Annotated in this window: 15 protein-coding genes and 1 pseudogene; 10 read left to right on the forward strand and 6 right to left on the reverse strand. The window is 70.2% G+C overall.

From position 1 onward, the window contains the following. Positions 1–76: 76 nt before the first annotated feature. A pseudogene (locus FFI97_RS34410) lies at positions 77–244 on the reverse strand (ESPR domain-containing protein); the annotation flags it as partial. Positions 245–506: 262 nt separating this feature from the next. Here FFI97_RS34410 and FFI97_RS09135 point away from each other — a divergent pair. The 4 genes from FFI97_RS09135 to FFI97_RS09150 are packed head-to-tail and all read left to right on the forward strand — an operon-like array spanning position 507 to position 4,926. After that, positions 507–1,253 carry a response regulator transcription factor gene (locus tag FFI97_RS09135; RefSeq protein ID WP_062474555.1) on the forward strand — a complete coding sequence of 249 codons (747 nt, stop codon included), beginning with the start codon at positions 507–509 and terminating at the stop codon, positions 1,251–1,253. Then, a complete protein-coding gene (locus FFI97_RS09140; protein WP_139701727.1) occupies positions 1,253–2,545 on the forward strand; it encodes a FecR domain-containing protein in 1,293 nt (430 codons plus the stop codon). The genes FFI97_RS09135 and FFI97_RS09140 overlap by 1 nt, the downstream gene beginning before the upstream one ends. 15 nt (positions 2,546–2,560) lie before the next feature. Next, positions 2,561–3,109 carry a CHASE2 domain-containing protein gene (locus FFI97_RS09145; protein ID WP_144004410.1) on the forward strand — a complete coding sequence of 183 codons (549 nt, stop codon included), beginning with the start codon at positions 2,561–2,563 and terminating at the stop codon, positions 3,107–3,109. Beyond that, a complete protein-coding gene (locus tag FFI97_RS09150) occupies positions 3,007–4,926 on the forward strand; it encodes a CHASE2 domain-containing protein (protein WP_144004411.1) in 1,920 nt (639 codons plus the stop codon). Before FFI97_RS09145 ends, FFI97_RS09150 begins: the two co-directional genes overlap by 103 nt. A 207-nt stretch (positions 4,927–5,133) precedes the next feature. On the opposite strand, the gene FFI97_RS09155 is transcribed toward FFI97_RS09150, so the two are convergent. After that, positions 5,134–6,363 carry a CaiB/BaiF CoA transferase family protein gene (locus FFI97_RS09155; RefSeq protein WP_139701729.1) on the reverse strand — a complete coding sequence of 410 codons (1,230 nt, stop codon included), beginning with the start codon at positions 6,361–6,363 and terminating at the stop codon, positions 5,134–5,136. Positions 6,364–6,367: 4 nt separating this feature from the next. After that, positions 6,368–7,339: a Bug family tripartite tricarboxylate transporter substrate binding protein gene (locus tag FFI97_RS09160; RefSeq protein WP_139701730.1), complete on the reverse strand. Its 972-nt coding sequence runs from the start codon at positions 7,337–7,339 to the stop codon at positions 6,368–6,370. Positions 7,340–7,439: 100 nt separating this feature from the next. Between FFI97_RS09160 and FFI97_RS09165 the strand changes: the two genes are divergently transcribed. The 3 genes from FFI97_RS09165 (at position 7,440) to FFI97_RS09175 (ending at position 9,732) form a co-directional block, all read left to right on the forward strand. Continuing rightward, the gene (locus FFI97_RS09165; protein WP_139701731.1) at positions 7,440–8,339 is read left to right on the forward strand and encodes a LysR family transcriptional regulator; all 900 of its coding nucleotides are present in this window, start codon (positions 7,440–7,442) and stop codon (positions 8,337–8,339) included. A gap of 68 nt (positions 8,340–8,407) precedes the next feature. After that, complete coding sequence (locus tag FFI97_RS09170) at positions 8,408–8,908, forward strand: SRPBCC family protein (protein WP_139701732.1); 501 nt, start codon at positions 8,408–8,410, stop codon at positions 8,906–8,908. 17 nt (positions 8,909–8,925) lie between these two features. Further along, entirely contained in the window at positions 8,926–9,732 is an 807-nt protein-coding gene (locus FFI97_RS09175) for a transglutaminase-like domain-containing protein (RefSeq protein WP_139701733.1), read from the forward strand. Between the two features lie 56 nt (positions 9,733–9,788). Here the strand turns inward: FFI97_RS09175 and FFI97_RS09180 are convergent, their stop codons facing one another. Genes FFI97_RS09180 through FFI97_RS09190 form a run of 3 tightly spaced genes read right to left on the reverse strand, consistent with a single transcriptional unit; the run spans position 9,789 to position 15,795 of the window. Then, positions 9,789–13,199 carry an efflux transporter outer membrane subunit gene (locus tag FFI97_RS09180; RefSeq protein ID WP_139701734.1) on the reverse strand — a complete coding sequence of 1,137 codons (3,411 nt, stop codon included), beginning with the start codon at positions 13,197–13,199 and terminating at the stop codon, positions 9,789–9,791. Next, complete coding sequence (locus tag FFI97_RS09185) at positions 13,187–14,515, reverse strand: hypothetical protein (RefSeq protein WP_139701830.1); 1,329 nt, start codon at positions 14,513–14,515, stop codon at positions 13,187–13,189. Before FFI97_RS09185 ends, FFI97_RS09180 begins: the two co-directional genes overlap by 13 nt. Positions 14,516–14,547: 32 nt before the next feature. Beyond that, positions 14,548–15,795 carry an HlyD family secretion protein gene (locus FFI97_RS09190; protein WP_260684947.1) on the reverse strand — a complete coding sequence of 416 codons (1,248 nt, stop codon included), beginning with the start codon at positions 15,793–15,795 and terminating at the stop codon, positions 14,548–14,550. 709 nt (positions 15,796–16,504) lie between these two features. Between FFI97_RS09190 and FFI97_RS09195 the strand changes: the two genes are divergently transcribed. From FFI97_RS09195 to FFI97_RS33585, 3 genes are all read left to right on the forward strand, one after another. Then, on the forward strand, positions 16,505–16,930 hold the full coding sequence (locus FFI97_RS09195; protein ID WP_062480639.1) for a CBS domain-containing protein: 426 nt from the start codon (positions 16,505–16,507) through the stop codon (positions 16,928–16,930). A 70-nt stretch (positions 16,931–17,000) separates the two neighbouring features. After that, positions 17,001–17,585, forward strand: coding sequence for a YSC84-related protein (locus FFI97_RS09200; protein WP_095744962.1), 585 nt, complete (start codon positions 17,001–17,003; stop codon positions 17,583–17,585). Positions 17,586–17,646: 61 nt separating this feature from the next. Further along, entirely contained in the window at positions 17,647–18,309 is a 663-nt protein-coding gene (locus FFI97_RS33585; RefSeq protein WP_185993581.1) for a nuclear transport factor 2 family protein, read from the forward strand. Positions 18,310–18,313 lie beyond the last annotated feature (4 nt).

Below are 18,313 nucleotides of genomic sequence, written 5' to 3' on the forward strand. Positions count from 1 at the left end.
GGCTGCAGAACTGTCCCTCGAGTCCCTGCGAAAACTCCGCCAGAGCGCCCCCCGACATGCCGGCCAGGACCAACGAGACAGCAGCGAGCACCTTCTTGCTGCGGGAGCTCTTGCCTCGAGCCGAAGCAATTTCCGACGCGGCAACCCAAGCGCCCAGCGCCTCATTCCAGATGGATCGATAAGACTTGTTCATTTCCCCTGTTCCTCGGATGCAAGCCGGCCTTACTCCGCAGGATCGCGACATGGCGAGCGGAGATGACCGGAGATGTGGAGTGATCGGAGCGCCGGGTGGCGCTACAGGGGGCGGATGATGTCGAGGGCCTTCGAGGGTCGAAGGGCCGGCGTGAGGTTTGGTCAGATTTGCAGCCAGCTTTAGTCTGCATTTGTGAATTTCTTTACTACTTCATAACCATCGCCAACAATGTTGCTAACGTTCACGCTACGGAATTCGTCAGATTTCGGGTGTGGATTCACTGTCAAAATTGCCGCCGCCACCCCTGGAGTCCATGCGCATCGCCATCCTTGAAGACGACCCGAACCAGCTCTCGCATCTCGTGCGGACACTCGAGCAGCTGTTAACAATTGGCGAGACGAATGTGACCTGCATCACGTTTTCGAACGGGTCGACCTTGCAACAGGCACTGCGGCGCGAAAGCTTCGATCTGCTGGTGCTCGACTGGAACGTGCCCGGCCTCGCCGGCGTCGAATTGCTGCAGTGGCTGCGCAAGTGGCAGACCGACAAGGTGCCGGTGCTCATGCTGAGTTCACGCGCTTCCGAGCACGACGTGGTGCAGGCGCTGAACCTCGGCGCCGACGACTACATCGTCAAACCCTTCCGACCGCTCGAACTGCGCGCCCGCGTGCAGCGCCTGATGGCCCGGCGCGTGCCGCTCGCGCCGTCCGACGGCGAGCGCTTCGGCCGCTGGGAGTTCGAGCGGGTGTCGCAAAGCGTGCTGATCCACCCGGCCCCGGGCGACGACGCCGCGCCGCAGCGGCATGCCCTCACCGACCGCGAATTCAAGCTCGCGCTGACGCTGTTCCAGCACATGGGCGACACGGTGTCGCGCGCGCATCTGCTCGAAAGCGCCGGCTACAGCAACGAAGAACTGCCTTCGCGCACGCTGGACAGCCACATCTACCGGCTGCGCAGCAAGCTCGGCCTCGAAGCCGAAAGCGGACTGAGCCTGCGCACGGTGTATGGCCGCGGCTACCGGCTCGAGGCCACGCAACACGCACCGCAGGCGGATTCCTGATGGCGACGACGCACCCAACCCCGTTCCGCCCGCACCGCCTCCTGGCCTGCGCCGCGCTGCTCGTCGCCACGGCGGCGGGCGCGCAGTCGCCGCACGTGGTGAAGCCCGGCGAAACCTTGTGGGGCATCTCGGGCCAGCAGCTGGACACGCCGCTGCGCTGGCCCGAAGTGCAGCAGCGCAACCAGGTGGGCGAGCCCCGCCTGCTGCAACCGGGCACGGTGCTGTACTTTGCCGACGGCCGGCTCGTGCCCGAGGGCGCGGCGGTGGTCACCGCGGTCGAGGGTCGGGCCTCGCGCAAGCGTGCGGGTGTGCCTGAACAGGTCCTCACGCCCGGCCTGCCGATCCAGGCCGGCGACACGCTCATCACCGGCACCGATGCCTTCGTGACCCTCGGGGTGGCGGGCGGCAGCCGCGTCGTGCTGCCCTCGCGCAGCGCGCTCGAGGTGCTGGCCATCGACGCCAACACGGTGCGGCTGCGGCTGATCGAGGGCCGCGTCGAATCGCAGGTGCACAAGCAGCAGCCGAACCAGCAGTTCGAGATCCGCGCGCGGTCGATGGGCCTGGGCGTGCGCGGCACCCACTTCCGCGTGCGCGACGAAGACGGCGTGCTGACCGGCGAAGTGATTTCGGGCGAAGTGGTGGTGCAGCGCACCGCGCAGGCCGAACCGCCGCTCGTGCTGCGCGAAGGCCGCGGCGCGGTGCTGCTGGAGAGCGGCCCGTCGCAAGCACAGGGCCTGCTGCCGGCGCCCCAGCTGGTGCCCGAGACGACGGCGCGCAACGACCGCACGTTCCGCTTCACGCCCGTTGCGGGCGCGCAAACCTACCGCCTGCAATTGGCGCGCGACGAGCGCTTCCTGCTGCCGGTGTACGAACAACGCGGCCCGGGACCTTCCTTCACGGTGCCGGCGGAACTGCCATCGGGCCTCTACCAGTTGCGCCTCACGGCCTTCGATGCCGCCCGGCTCGAAGGGCTGCCGGGCGACGGCACGGTCTACCTGCCCACGGTCGAAGGCGGCGCGGGCGGCCAGAGCACGTCGACCGCACTGCCTGACGGGCGCGTGGAGGTCCGCTGGCCGGGCATCGCGGGCCAGCGCTACACCTTCGAACTCTCGCGCAGCCCCGACTTCGCCGTGTTGCTGGTGAACGAGCCCGCGGTCTATGCCACCGGCATGACGGTCGGCCCCTTCGCGCTCGGCGGGCGCTACCACTGGCGCGCGCGCCAGGCCACCCCCGACGGTGCTGCGTCCGCAGCGACCGGTTTCGGCGGAAGCTTCGACATCCCGGTGCGCTGAAGCGGGGCCACGCGCATGCGCCTCGTCGTCGAACGCCTGCTGATGGCGCTGCTGCTGCCGCTGGCCATGCTCGGCCTGGCGCACCGCCCGGGCCTGCTGCAGATGGATGCGTACATCCACGACCGCCTGCTGATCCTGGCCTCGCACCGGGCGTCGGCCGACATCCTGATCATCGCCATCGACGAGCACAGCCTGCGCGAGCTCGGTCGCTGGCCCTGGAGCCGCGCGACCCACGCGCGCCTGCTCGAACGGCTCGCGCCCGCGGTGCCGCGCGCGGTGCTGCTCGACCTCTTCCTGACCGAGCCGAGCGCCGACCCGCGCGAAGACGCGCACCTGGCGCAGGCCATGGGCCTGCTGCCCGTGTACCTGCCGCTGCTGCACGCGAGCCCCTGGCCTTCACGAGCCACGAATGGCCGGGCTTCCTGCCACCGCTGCCGGACTTTGCCGCCCAGGCCCGCGGCGTGGGGCATGCCGGCCTCGCGCCAGACGCCGACGGCGTGGCGCGCACGCTGTACCTGCTCGAGGGCTATCCGAACCAGCTGCAGCCCTACGTGGGCGCGCTGATGGCGCGGCGCGTCCCGCCGGCCGTGGTCGACCCCGAGGCGACGCCGGTCGACTGGTTGCGCCAGAGCCCGCTGCGCCTGCTGTTCGCCGGCCCGCGCGGCAGCTACCGCACCGTGCCCTACGTGAGCGTGCTGCGCGGCGAAGTGCCCCCCGAGCTGCTGCGCGACAAGCTGCTGCTCGTGGGCGCCACCGCGCCCGGCCTCGGCGACCAGACGCTCACGCCCAACGCCGGCATCCGCGGCGTGCTGCCCGGCGTGGAGGTGCATGCCAATGCCATCGACAACCTGATGCACGGGCGCAACGTGAGCGTGTCGCCGCCGCTGTGGCACGCCGCCTGGACCGTGGTGCCGCTGTGGCTCGCGCTGTGGCTGCTGGTCCGGCGGGGCCGGCACGCGCTGCCGATCGCCGCCGGCCTCGCGAGCGCGTGCCTGCTGATCAGCGGCATCGCCATGCTGGTGTGGCACCACTGGCTGCCGCCTGTCGCGCCGATGCTCGGCCTGGCCATCCTCTACCTGCTGTGGAGTTGGCGCCGTCTCGAATCGCAGTTCGTCTACCTGCGCAAGCGCGCACAGGTGCTCGACGCCCTCCCCGGCGGCACCTTCGAAGTCATGCCGGCCCGCTCGCCGGCGCCCGCCGACCCGGCGGAGCATCCCAAGCAGGCGCTCGACCGCGCCATTGCACGCCTGCGGCGCATGCAGCAGCTCATGGACAAGGCCATGCAGGCGATGCCCGTGGCCATGCTGATCTGCGACGAAGAGGGGCGCATCGGGTCGGGCAACGCCGCGGCCTTCCGGCTGCTGGGCGCCGGTGCCATGCCATCGCACGACGACGATGGCCAGGCCCCGCCCGCGCTGCGCGGCGTGCGCCTGCCCGAGCTGATCGCGCCGCTGGCCGTGCCGCCCGCCAGCGGCGCGCCGGCCCGCACGGACGCCGCCCACTGGACCGACCGGCTGCACGGCGAATACGCGACCCCCGACGCGCGCGTGTTCCGCCTGGAGGCCGCGGCCTTCAGCGGGGACGCGCCCGAAGACCGGGGCTGGGTCGTGATGCTGCCCGAGCTCACGGCCGAGCGCGAAGCGCAGCGCCAGCGCGACGAGTGGCGCCAGTTCCTGTCGCACGACCTGCGCAGCCCGCAGGTCACGATCCTCAGCATCCTGTCGATGCATCCCACGGCCGATGCCGACATGCGTTCGGCCATCGGCCGCGAAGCCGAGCGCACCCTCGCGATGGCCGAGGGCTTCATGGATTTCGCGCTCGCCGAATCGGACGACTACCGCTTTGCGGACACGCACGTCGGCGCCGTGCTGCTCGATGCCAGAGACCAGGTGTGGCACTACGCGCAGGCTCATGGCGTGCGCGTCGAAGCCCGCATCGACGACGACGCCGGCGACACGATCCTTCGCGCCGACGGGGCCTTGCTGACCCGCGCCATCGTCAACCTGCTGAACAACGCCATCCGCCACAGCCCGTCCGGCCGCCGCGTGGAATTGGGCATGGCCATCGAACCCGGCGCCGACGGCGCGGACGCGGCCAGCGTCCGGATCTCCGTCAGCGACCAGGGCTCGGGCATGACGCCCGGACAGCTCGACGCCCTGCTCCACGCACCGCGCGGACGGCGCGCGCCCACCGCGCCGGAAGCCGCCCCCGGCGAGACCAAGGGCACGGGCACGCGGCGCATGGGCCTGGGCTTTTCCGTCGTGCGCGCGGTGGTCCAGAAACACAATGGCACCCTGGGCGCGGACAGCGCGCCCGGTGCCGGCACCACCGTCTGGCTGCGGCTGCCCCTGCCCGGTTCGCGCCCTAGCACATCGAAGTGACGGGTTTTCCAATCCCGATGGGGACAATGTTGTGGAAAACCGTGTGCGCAGCGCGCAAAACCCTTGCCTGGCGGGGCCTGCAACACGGTGCCTGCGAAACAGGCAGCGACGCTGAAAAACCTGGAGAAATATTTTTCTCGGCGTTTTCGCCACACTTTCGGCGGCGAATCGGCACGCGCCGCAGCACCAGCGGGACCACCGCGGCGCTCAGTCCGAGGGCTCGCTCGCCGTGCCGTCGGCGAGCATGGCCGCGATGGTCGGCGCCTCCAGCCCGGCTTCGGCCAGGAGGCGGCGGGTGTCCGCGCCGCGACGCACCGGCGCGCGCAGCGAAGGTGTCAGCGGCTCGCTGGACGTGAAGCCGATGCCTGGCACCGGCACCCGCCGCGCGCCGTTCGGCAACGGCAGTTCCACGTGCGGCCAGTCGCGCGCCACTTGTGCCGCCGCCTGCGCGGGGCGCATCACCGGCGTGGCGGGCACGCCGTGGCGGGTCAGCAGCGCATCCCATTCGGCCGTGCTCCTTCCACCCAGCGCCTGGCCCAGCAGCGCCTGCGCGCGCGGCACATCACGCTGCTCGGCGGCCTCGTTCAGTGACGAGAGCAGCGAGGCGTCCGTGCCGGTTTCGCGCAGCGCGTTCAGCAGCCCCTTCGCCTGGTCGGCCGCATTGCAGACGATGGCCAACTGGCCGTCGGCCACCTCGAAGGTGCCCGACAGCGGGCTGCCGGAAAACGCGGTCGATGCGCTGCGCGGCATCTCCATGCCGCTGACCAGCGGCCCGGCGTAGGTGGGCGCCATCAGCGTGAGCGCCGCGCCCATCATCGACACCTGAAGCCATTCGCCGCGCGTGCGTGCCTCGCCGTTCGGCCGGTCGCGCCGGTAGAGCGCGCTCATCACCGCCAGCGCGGCCTGCTGGCCCACGGCGTAGTCGACGAGAGGAAAACCCACCCGCTGCGGCTTGCCGTCGCGGTCGGCGTTGGCCGCCATCAGCCCGCTCGCGGCCTGGATGACGTGGTCGTAGGCGCGTCGGTCCGATGCGGGGCCGAAGCCGGTGATCGAGCAGACGACCAGCTGCGGATGGCGCGCGATCAGTTGCTGCGGATCGAAGCCGAGCGCCGCCAGCTTGCCGGGGCGGAAGTTCTCCAGCAGCACGTCCGCGCTGCCGATCAGTTCGCTCAGCGCCTCTTTGGCCCGCGGGTCGCGCGCATCGATGGCCAGCGAGCGCTTGCCCGCGCCCTGTGTCACGAAGGTCTCGCCCAGTCCGAGCGTGGTCAGTTCGGCATCGAGGCCCTTGGCGCGAATCATGTCGTCGCCATCGGCGCGCTCGATGCGGATCACCTCGGCGCCGAGCAGGCCGAGCTGGTAGCCGGCGAAGGGGCCGGCCAGCACGTGGGTCCAGTCGATGATGCGCAAGCCGGCCAGGGGTGTGGAGGTCGATGTCATCGCTTCACTCCGGCTTGACGCCACTGTTCTTCACATAACGCGCCCAGCGGGCGATCTCTTCCCTGGCGAAGCGGCGGCCCTCTTCGAGATTGAACGCCAGCGGCTGCGTTCCGCTGCTGGCGCGCAGTTGCACCGACTCCGGCGATGCCGACGATTTGCGGATGGCCGCATGCAGCGTCTCGACGATGGGCGCGGGCGTGCCCGCGGGCACGAACACGGCGGTCCATCCGGTGATCTCGAAATCGGCAATGCCTTGTTCGCGGAACGTGCCGACGTCCGGCGTGGCCGGATAGCGCCGCGCGGCGGCCACGGCCAGCGGCTTCAGCTTGTTCCCGTCGATGAAGACCTTGGCCACCGACGCGTCGGAAAACGCGAAGTCGATGTGCCCGCCGGCCAGGTCCGCCAGCGATTGCGGGTTCGACTTGTAGGGAACCGTGACGGCGTCGATGCCCGCCGACTTGCGAAAGATCTCGCAGGCCACCTGCGTCACTGCGTTGCCGCTGCCGCACCTGAGCTCGCTCGGATGGGCCTTGCCGTAGGCCATCAGGTCGACCAGGTTGCGCCACTTGGCGTTGGCCGCGACGTACAGCGAGATCGGGCTGGTGCCCAGGCCCGCCACCATCTCGAACGACCCGGGTTCATAGCCGAGCCTGGCCGGGAAGAACGAGAAATTGACGGCGTTGGTCGTGGCCGAGCCGATCAGCAATGTGTACCCGTCGGGCTTCGCGCGCGCGGCCGCCGCCGTTCCCAGCGCGCCGTTCGCGCCTTGCTTGTTGTCGACGATGACGGGCGTCTTCAGGATGTCCGTCAGGTCCTTGGCCAGCACACGCGCGCCGATGTCGGTGCCGCTGCCCGCGGCGAACGGAACCACCAGCGTGATGGGGCGCGAAGGATAGGCCGCCTGCGCGCAGGCCGAGCCAGTCCCCAGGGCCCACAAGGCGCACAGGGCGCCCAGGAAGAAAGAACTGCGAAGCATGATGGGTGTGTCTCCTGGTGGTGTCCGGGCTGAACGATAGGTTGCCGCCCGGCGCGCAGCAACCTACATTCCGTGGCGACCTTTTCCATTTTGGAAAACCATGAACTTGAACGACCTCCATCTGGCCGTGGTGATCGCGCGCGAAGGCGGCCTGAGCCATGCCTCGGCCTGCCTCGGCATGTCACCGGGCACCCTGAGCAAGGCCGTGACGCGGCTCGAGCGCGCCACCAAGGTCAAGCTGTTCGAACGGCTGGCCCGGGGCATGCGCCCCACCGAGCTGGGCCAGGCCTTCCTGAAGCGGGCGCAGCGCATCGACCTGGACGCCGCCGACCTGCATGCGGAACTGCGCGACCTGCGGCAGGCGCGCGCCGGCGTGCTGCGCTGCGGTGTCGGCGACGGCATTCCCGACCGCTGGGTGCTGCCGGTGGTGGCTGCGCTCATCGAGCGCGGGATCCGCGTGGACCTGTCGGGTGGCAACTCCGACTCGCTCACGCGGGCCGTCGCCATGGGCGAGCTGGAGTTCGCCCTGACCGGCCTGCACAAGAAACCGGCGGCCGCGCTGGCATGGGAAGGCCTGCGGGACGACCCCCTGCTGCCCATGGCGCCGATCGGCCATCCGCTGGCACGCACCCGGCGCGAGGTAGGCTGGGACCAACTCGCGCAGGCGCGGTGGATCGTCATGGCGCCCGGCACGTCGACGCACACCGAGTTCGAAGCGAACTTCCGCGCGCACCGGCTCGACCCGCCCGAGCCGGTGGGCACCTCGCGTTCGTCCCAGCGCGAGCTGGCGTTGGTGCGCTCGCTGGGCGCCTTGATGCCGGTGCCGCGTTCGGTGCTGAAAGAGCCGCCGGTCGCGGCGCAGTTCGTGCCGGTCAGCCCCGTCGGCGGATGGCGATCGACCCGCCGCGTGGGCATCGTGCGGCGCGCCGGCGGCTACCTGAGTCCCTCGGCATCGCAAGCCATGGAGGCGCTGGAAGCCATCCTGCGCAAGGAGCGCTGACGACTGGAGCCGCAAGGCATGACGCGCCGCGTGCGTTAGGCTCCACGCTCCCTTCAACCCCTCCTCCCATGCACATCGAAGAACGCATCCACATCGCCGTCCCGCCCCGGGTCATCGACCGCATCTGGAGCGAGGTCGACCGATGGCACCTGTGGGACCCGGACACCAAGCAAGCCCGGCTCGACGGGCCCTTCGCCGTGGGCACCAAGGGCCGGATCGTTCCGCAAAAAGGCATGGGCGTCCCGATGGTGGTCACGGAGCGCACCGAGGGCCAGTCGTTCACCGCGCAGGGCTACATCCCCCTGTTCCGCATGCACTTCAAGCACACGGTGTCTGCAACGGACAGCGGCTCGGACGTGGTGCACCGCGTGTGGTTCACCGGCGCCCTGGCCTTCCTGTTCGGGCCGGGCGTCGCCAAGCAGGTCCGACAGGGACTGCCCCGGACCATGCGGTCGCTGAAGGCCTATGCCGAGCAGCGCCACGCCACGCCACGTCGGGGTCCGGCGACTCCCCCTGAAAGCCGCCGCGCGCTGGCATCGCACCGCGAATTCCCGCGCGCCCGCGAATGAAGGCGCATCATGGGACGATGAACATCCAGCTCGGTTTCGAGATCGCCTACCAGTTTCCCCGGCCGACGCCGATGATCCTGGCCCTCAGCATTCACTACTCGCGCGCCTCGGACCTCCTGCGCCCGGACCACCTGCTCACGAAACCGGCCGTTCCCACCACCGCGTACCGTGACCTGTTCGGGAACTGGTGTACACGCCTGGTCGCCCCCGCGGGCCGCTTCGTGCTGAGCACCGACACCGTGGTCCACGACAGCGGCGCACCCGACATCGTCGTGCCCTCGGCGCCGCAGGTGCCGGTGGAGTACCTGCCCGAGTCCACCCTGCTCTACCTGCTGGGCAGCCGGTACTGCGAAACCGACCTGCTGTCCGACTTCGCCTGGCAGCGCTTCGGCAACGGCCCGACCGGCTGGGGCCGCGTGCAGGCGGTGTGCGACTTCGTGCACCAGCACATCGAGTTCGGCTACGAGCATGCGCGGCGCACCCGCTCGGCGTTCGAAGCCTTCAAGGAAGGGCAAGGCGTGTGCCGCGACTACGCGCACCTGGCCATCACGCTGTGCCGCTGCCTGAACATTCCGGCGCGCTATTGCAGCGGCTACCTCGGCGATGTCGGCACGCCGCCGCCGCACGGCACGATGGATTTCGCGGGCTGGTTCGAGGCCTTCCTGGGCGACCGCTGGTACACCTTCGACGCACGCAACAACGTGCCCCGCATCGGACGCGTGCTGATCGCGCAAGGGCGCGACGCCAGCGACGTCGCGCTGTCCAACACCTTCGGGCCCAACGAACTGGATGGGTTCAGGGTGTGGTGCGACGAGGTTCAGTGAACTGAATCGCCGGTCGCACGCACGCGGCCGGGTCGGCCCTCCGCCAACGCCCCGCGCTACGCGCTGCCCCAGCCCCCGCCCAGGGCCTTGTACAGGTTCACGGTGTTCACCGCCGCCTTGAGCTGCAGTTCGATCAGCTGCTGCTGCCCGGTGTAGAGCTCGCGCTGCGCGTCCTGGCTCGAGAAGTAGTCTTCCATGCCACTGCGAAAACGCGTGCGCGAGATGCCGGCCACTTTCTCGAGCACCTGCACGCGCGCCTGTTGCGCCTCCAGCTGCGGCTGCAGATGGTCGCTGGCGATCAGCGCGTGGGCCACCTCGCGAAAGGCGACCTGCGCCGCCGATTCGTAGCCGGCCATCGCGGCGGCCAGCCGCTCTTCGCTGGCGCTCACGTTGGCCGACCGGCGGCCCCAGTCGAAGATCGGCAGCGACACGCCCAGCACGCCGGCCCAGCTGCTGTTGCCGCTGTTGAGCAAGGTCGACAGCTCCTTGCTGACACCGCCGGCCAGCGCCGTGAGCGAAATGGTCGGCAGCATCGCGGCCTTGGCCGCGCCCACGCCGGCGTTGGCGGCCTCGACGCGCGCATAGGCCGCGAGCAGGTCGGGCCGGCGCTGCAGCAGGCTCGAAGGCAACCCGGCCGCGACCTGCGCCGTGGAGCGCTCGGGCCAGGGCCGCGCGCTGCCCGTCTCGGGCGGCACGGGGCGCCCCACCAGCACGTTGAGCCACTGCAGGTCCTGCGCGACACGCATGCGGTATTCCTCCTGCCGCACGCGCGCGGTCTGCCGCAGCGACTGCACCCGGTACACGTCGAGTTGCGCGGCACCGCCCACGGCGCGGGCGCGACCGATCGTGTCGGCATTGGCGTTCAGCGCGGCCTCGTTGGACTCGGCCAGCGCGAGCAGGGCGCGGTCGGCGCGCAGCGTGAGGTAGGCGTTCGACACCTCGCCCACCAGGTTCATGCGCGCGGCCGCGTGGTCCTTGTCGCCGGCCTCGGCGAGCGCGCCGCTTTGTTGCGCGGTGCTCTGCTGCCGGCCGAAGAAATCGAGCTCGTACGACATCACGCCCGCCTGCACGTCGAAGCTGTTGGACACGCGCCCGTCCGACGGCAGGTTGCCGACCGGGCTGAGCGAGCCCTGCGGCGTGGTCTGCGCGCGCTGGGCATGCGCCGACAGGCCCAGCGCCGGGAACAGCGAAGCGCGGTTGCCCGCATAGTTCGCGCGCGCCTCGCGGGCCTTCGCGGCATAGGCGCGCAGGTCGCGGTTCTGCTCGAGCGCGGTGGCGATCAGGCCGCGCAGCTCCTCGTCCTGCACGAAGCTGCGCCAGTCCACGGGCTGCGTGCCCGGCGCCGTCGTGCCCGCAGGCCATTGCGAAGGCACCGTCAGGTCGGGGTTCTTGAGCGGCGGCGTGAGGTTGCACCCGGTCGTCACCAGCACGATGCACACGGCCAGCACCGCGAAGAGCAGGCGCAGCGACAGCCGCGCGAAGCCCGCGCCCGGCGCGCGCATGCCCGCGCTCGCGAACAGCGCCGACGCCGCCTGCCAGGGCCGCACCTGCACGGCCACGTGGCTCGGCGGCACGTTGAAGACATGGCGCACCAGGTCTTCGCGCTGCGCCTCGGTGGCGGCGAACTTCAGCTCGGCGCCCGCCCTGCCGCGCGCGGCGAGGTGGGCCGGCAGCCAGCCGACAGGCTCGACATGCACCTCCAGCAGCTGCCCGACCCGCAGGCGCTTCAGCGGCCCCCGGCCTTCGAGCAGCGCGCCGTCGGCCGCGATGTTGACGAAGCGCGACTCGCCCTCGCCCGCCGCCGTGCGCACCCGTGCCCGCGCACGCCAGGGAAAGCGCTCTTCCTGCTGCGGGCGCGGCAGGTCGACGCAGGCCATGAGCGCACTCAGGCACAGCACCAGCGCGATGCCGGTCCACACGAGGTTGAGCTGGTCGCCCGGCGTGAGCGCCTCGCCGCCCAGGGCCGCCATCGCGGCCGCGCCCTGCAGCGCCACCAGCAGGCCGCCGAAGACGGCCACCAGCTTCCAGTGCACCACGGTGCGCGAGCGGTCCAGCCCCTTGGCCGTCACCTTGAACGGATGGCCGAAGGGCTTCAGCATCGCGCGCGCCAGCGTGCCGCTCACGGCCATCGCCGCCACCAGCTGGCTCACCTCGCTGAACACGGGCAGGCAGCGCCGCTGGCTGACCCAGTAGCTGTAGGCCCAGAACATCACGAGCGACGGCAGGCCGTAGGCCGCGAAGGCCTGCGGCGTGGCATGGAAGGCCGAGACGCCGGCATACCAGTACAGCGCCGGCGCCAGCAGCACCAGCACCATGAAGGGCTTGCCCAGCCAGTGCAGCAGCCCGTGCAGGAAGTGCATCCGCGCCGACAGGCTGTAGCCCGGGCCGCGCAGGGGCCCGTCGGGCAGCAGCGCGAGCTGCACGGTGCCCAGGCACCAGCGGCTGCGCTGGTTGATGTAGTCGATGATGCTCTCGGCCGACAGCCCGTTGGACAGCCGCTCGCCCAGCCAGCGCGTGATGCGGCCGTGGCGCAGCAGCAGGTAGGTGGTGTGGATGTCTTCGCACACGCTGCCGACCGGGAACCCGCCGGCCTCGGTGATCGCGTCGCGCCGCACGATGAACGAGGTGCCCACGCAGAACGCCGAATCGACCGCGTCCTTGGCGGGCTGCAGCACGTCGAAGAACACGCGCTGCTCGTCGACCCAGCTGTCGGTGGCGCGCAGGTTGTGCTGGATGGGGTCGGCGTTGTAATAGAACTGCGGCGTCTGCACCAGCCCCACGCGGCGGTCCTCGAACAGGCCGAGCATGCGGTAGACGATCTGGCGCTGCGGCGCGAAGTCGGCGTCGAGCACGAGGATGAACGGCGCGTCGGTCACGCCCGCGGACAGGCGCAGGCCGTTGTTGAGGTTGCCGGCCTTGGCGTGGCGGTTGTCGGGCCGCCGCGCGTAGTGCACGCCGCGGCGCTCGCAGTACTCGCGCAGCCAGTCGCGCCGGGTGTCGTCGAGCACCCAGACGTTCAGCCGCGGGTAGTCGATGGCCTGCGCGGCGATGATGGTCTTCTCGAGCACCGCCAGCTCTTCGTTGTAGGTGCAGATGAAGACATCGACGGCCGGCACCTCCTCGCCACGCGCATGGCGTTCGCGCAATGCGGCCTCGCCCCGGTCGGCCTGCGCGCGGTTGTCGCGGCGCCGCATGAGCATGTGGATCGACATCAGCGTGTAGACGATGGCCGTGAGCTCGAAGCCCAGGAACACCCAGGCGAACAGGGTCTCGAAGCCCAGGTCGGAGGGCGGCATGGTGGCGACGATGCGCCAGACGGCGTAGCGCAGCAGCAGCAACGCGGTGAGCGCGCCGAACAGCACGCGGTGGGTGATGCGCTCGACCCTGGCCCAGGTCATGAGGAGCAAGGCGAGCCCCCCGACCAGGGCGTTGAGCTGGAATTCCGGTGTGGCGATCAGGCTGGACATGAGGGGACTTCCGATGCGGCGGTCTTGCCGGTGAAGGGGTTGAAACCCGTGGCGGCCAGGGCGATCCAGGCGGTCGCGCCCAGGTGCGGCCAGCGGTAGTAGAAGAAATCGGCACCGGTCGAATCGGGGCCGATGGCCAGGCCGGTGGCGATGCGCGCGCTCGGCGTGGCGTAGTACAGGCCGTTGCCGGCGCGCTGCGAGGCGAGCAGCTGCCACAGCGCCTCGGGCGCCGCGCCCTTGCGGGCCACCAGCGTGGCGGCGGCCTGCGCGCTGCCTTCGGTCCAGATGCCGTCGGGCTCGCGCGAGAAACCGTAGCCCGCGCCGACGCGGTGGTGCTTCTCGACCCAGTCGAGGCTGCGCACCCAGGCGCAGGAGCCCTCGGGCGCCGCGAGCAAAGGCCACAGCTGCGCATCGAGGCCGGAGCCTTCGGTGGAGATCGTGGCGCCATCCTCCTTGGTGCCGATGTGAAAGCGCTGCTCCGACGGGTTCCACATGCGGCCCACGAAATCGAGCGCGGTGCGCGCCTGGCGTGGCTCGGGTCCGTCCGGCTGGCCGTCGGCGCGCACCGCCCGTGCAGCCCACGCCGCCGCCATGGCGATGTCCAGGTTGTGCTCGGTCGACTTCCAGGTCTGCGCGCGCTGCGCGTTATCCCAGCCGTGGCGCCCGCCGTTGTAGCCGTCGGGGCCGTTCCGGGCGCGCGTGTTCTGCTCGGTCCAGGCCAGCAGCCGGCGCGCGGTCGCCAGGTAGGCGGGCGTCGGTTCGGCCTGGTGCAGGTTCAGCAGCAACAGCGCGGCCCAGGCCACGTTGCCGGTGGCGGTGCTGACCTGGTAGGCGTCGGCGATCCACTGCTTGCGCCCCGCGTCCCAGCGGCCGGGCAGCGCGGGCTTTTCCTCGGTGACCGGGCCGGCGCGGTAGGCGTTGCGCACGCGCCCGTCGGGCATGGTCTGGTCGTGCGCCACGGCCCGCACCACGGCGTCGCCGATGCGCCGCGCGGCGGCGCGCTCGCCGCACGCCAGCAGCGCGATGCCGGCCAGCGCGTTGTCGTAGGTGAAGCCGGCGCCCGCCAGCGCGGGCTCGAACGGCGGCTCGCCCTGCGCATTCGCCGGGCGGTAGCTGGTCAGGAACAGCGGCCCCGACGTCGCGCCGCCCTGGTCGTGCGCGACGGCGCGGCGCAGGCCGTCGCAGCTCTCGCGCGCAAGGGCCTTCTGCGTGGCACCGGGTGAAGAGGGAGGCGCGGCAGCAGCAGTGATGCCGGCAAGCGCCATCGATGCGGCGGCGCACCGTGCCACGGCACGGAAAGAGAAAGGGATCGGCATGGCGTTCTCGGCGGGCTGCGCGACATGCTTTCTCACGCCTTGGCGAGGCTGGCCGAGACCACCTTGCCCGGCACGCACAGGGTCTGGCGGCTGCCGTCTTCCGAGGGCGGTGGCTCGGGCGCCTCGATGCGCGCCACCGCATAGATCGAGCCCTGCTCGGCAAAGGGGAAGGGCACGCTGTACGTGCTCTGCAGCGCATCCGAGGCCACGGGCAGCAGCTGCTCGACGCGCGCCTGCACGTCGACGTTCTGCGCCACCTTCACGTCGAGCTTGGAGCCGACGCTCAGGCGCTTGGCCAGCCGCGCGGGAAACACGGCGACGACGCCGATCCGGCTGCAGTCGGTCACGCGCACCAGCGAGGAGCCCGCCGTGACATACGCGCCCTCGGGCGCCAGCACCGTGTGCACCATGCCGGGCTGGCTCGCCTTGACCTCGTAGGCGGCGAGCTTGTCGACGCGGCGGCGCTCTTCGTCCTCGAGCTGCGTGATCTGCGTGAGCTGCTTGACGATCGCGGTGCCGTCCTGGCGCGCGCGGTCGCTGCTGTTGCGCAGCGCTTCACGCCGGCTCGCGAGCGTCTGGAACAGGCTGTTGCCGCTGGTGCCCACGAAGGCGCCCTGCCCCGCGCTCGCCACCGTCTGCGCCTGTCCCGCGAAGGCCTGCTCGGCCACCGCTGCATTGGCACGCGCGGTGCTCAGCTGGGCCTCGGACGCGTTCATCACCTGTTCGCTGATGGCGCCTTCTTTCAGCAGCGCCTCGTTGGTGCGCACCTTGTTCTCCTGCTCGGCCACCACGCTGTGCGCCACGTCGCGCTGGCGCTGCGCGATCTCCCACGCGTCCCAGGTCTGCGCCAGCGAGGCCTGACGGGTCACCTGCGCCTGCTGGCCGATGGAGCGCATCTCCTGGCTGTCGGACTTGTACTGGTTGCCCAGCTGCGACAGCTGGCTCTGCAGGGCCAGGCGCTGCGTGGTCAGCGTGGTGAGGATCTCCTGGCTGACGGTCGGGTTGCGCACCGTGGCCACCAGCGTGCCGGGCGCCACCGCATCGCGCGTGCGCACCGCCATCTGCGTCACCACGCCGTTAATCGGCGAGGTGACGATGCCGACCGGCGCCTGCAGCACGGCGCGCGTGGCCTGCGAGGACAGGAGCGGCTCGACCAGCGTGGCGACCATCAGCCACAGCACGAAGGCCAGCAGCGCATAGGCCGCCAGCTTGGGAACGAAGGCGCCCCGCTGGCGCCGGGCACTTCCGGCACCCGGGGCGCGCGGTCGGCCCGGTTCCAACGGAAAAGGAATGGGTCTGGACACTCGCATAACCACCTCTTGGAAACATCGACGGCATGCCGGCGAACGGCATGCCGTCTGGTGAAGAAAGAGACTCGAATCAACCTCCCGCCCCCTCAGTCCGCGCCTTCGATTTTTCGTGCTGCGGTGCAATAAAGGTACGCCCAAAGCGCGGCCCGTCCTGCTTCCGGGAGAAACAAGATGTGCGAACTTCACATCTACTTTTCGGCCGCGAACCGGGCGAAGTCCTACATAGGTGTTGCGGCGGTGGGGGTTGACACGGGCTGGGCGTGTCGGCACGCGCGGAACAGCGCGTGATCGCGTTTGTCTCGAAGGCCCACGGGCATCGCACGGGGCAAGGTCCGATGAAGCGGCCCGCCGCGCGCGCGGCATCGAGAACGCGGCTTCGGCGTCGCGTTCAACAGGCCGTAACGATATTGCCGCGATTGGTCACAGCCGCCGCGGGGGCGATGTGGCGGGCACGCATCAGCGACGGTCATCAACCCCGGCGAGCCCCATGCCCTTCGCGACATGGGGCTGCGGCATGCGCGCGTTCTTCCTTTGCACCACCGGCTTTTCGGCGGTTGTCCTACACCTTGGGCCGCGCAGAAGACTAGACCTGTAGCTGCGCCGGCTCAGCGCCGTGCGCACCCCTTTTTCTGCCATGAACCACGGCCGCCCAACTTACTTTTTCTTCAAAGGATTCCAGATGCGAAAAGTCAACGCTGTGATGACCCGCGATGTCGAGGTCATCAGTCCCGACGCCACCCTCGCGGAGGCCGCCAGGCGCATGCGCGACGGCGACTTCGGGATGATGCCGGTGGGCGAGAACGACCGCATGATCGGCGCGATCTCGGACCGCGACATTGCCGTGCGCGGCATCGCCGAAGGACACGACGGCAACGCCAAGGTGCGCGACGTCATGTCGGACGGCATCCGCTGGGCCTACGAGGACGACGCCGTCGATCATGCGGCGCAGCTCATGGCCGAGCACCAGATCCGGCGCCTGCCCATCGTCAACCGCGACAAGCGGCTGGTGGGCATCCTGGCGCTGGCCGATGTCGCGGTGAAGGAGCCCAAGGTCAAGCCGGCCGCCGAGGCGCTGTGTGGCATCTCGCAACCCGTCGAGGCCTGAGAAGGTCTGACCAGGCGAGGTCCTTCACCCCGATTCACTGTCCCTTCCCTTTCTTCCTGGAGGACTTGCCATGCACGTCGCACCTTTCCACCTGCTTGCAGCCGCCGCCATCGCGGCGAGCCTCGCCGTGACCGGTTGCACGGTCACCCGCCCCAGCGGCGCAGCGAACGACATCCCGGCCTCGTCGGCATCGGCCATCGACGCCCAGGTCGACGCATCGCTGGCCCGGCTCTATGACACCGTCGCCGGTTCGCGCGCGCTCGTCGCTGGCGCGCAGGGCGTGCTGGTCTTCCCCTCCGTGGTGGGCGGAAGCTTCGGCATCGGCGCCGACTATGGCCGCGGTGCCCTGCGCAGCGGCGGCCGCACGCAGAGCTACTACAGCACGACCGCCGGCTCCATCGGCTTCCAGGCCGGTGCGCAGTCGAAGGCCGTGTTCTACGTGTTCACCTCCAGGGAGGCGCTGGACAAGTTCCGCCAGAGCCGGGGCTGGACGGTGGGCGTCGACGCGACGGTGGCGCTGGCACGCTACGGTGCCAACGGCGTCGTCGACAGCAGCACCTTCCGGCAACCCGTGGTCGCTTTCGTGATGACCAATGTGGGCCTGGAGGCGGGTGCGTCGGTGCAGGGTGCGAAGGTCACCGAAATTCGACCTTGATACGGGCATGACATGACGGGCATCCGGTCGGAAACGCCATCGACAAGGAGCGCCCGCCATCATGCTCAACGGAGCCGAAGCCCACCCGATCCAATCCGCGACGCGCGCGTTGTTCGACCGCTATGAGCGGGAATTCAACGCAGGGCTGACCGGCGAAGTCGACCTCGAAGCCGTGGCGGCGCTGTACGCCGCGTGCTTCATTGCCGCCTCGCCCGTCGGCGTCTTCACGGGCAAGAACGATGAAGAACTCAGGCGCGTGTCCGCGAAGGGGTTCAAGCATTACCGCGACACCGGCGTGCAGCGGATGACCGTGCGCAACCTGGACATCTCGGCCATCGACGATTTGCACGGGCTCGCCCGCGTGGCGTGGAGAGCGATCTACAAGGTCGACGGCGCGCAGAAGGTGATCGACTTCACCAATGTCTATCTGGTGCGGCTCGAGGGGGACAGCGCGAAGGTGTTCGGCTGGATCCCGTGTCTATGGAGAGTTCTCTCGAAGGACCGCCTGGCCGTGGGTGGTTTCCACGCCGCTGAGCGCTTCGCGCTTGTCATGCGGGTTCCCCCGCGTGGACGGGCTGCAGCCTCCGCGCAGCCGGCTGCCCGGCTCCGAGCTACCGCCCTATGGGGCGAAGAATCAAGCAGCGGGAAACTGCGCCCCGACATCACCAGAATGATTGCCCCTGCGATCCGAGGAAGACCTGAACAACTCGGATCGTCGACCTGAAAGG

The organism is Variovorax sp. KBS0712, assembly GCF_006323185.2.
Taxonomy (GTDB): Bacteria; Pseudomonadota; Gammaproteobacteria; order Burkholderiales; family Burkholderiaceae_C; genus Variovorax; species Variovorax boronicumulans.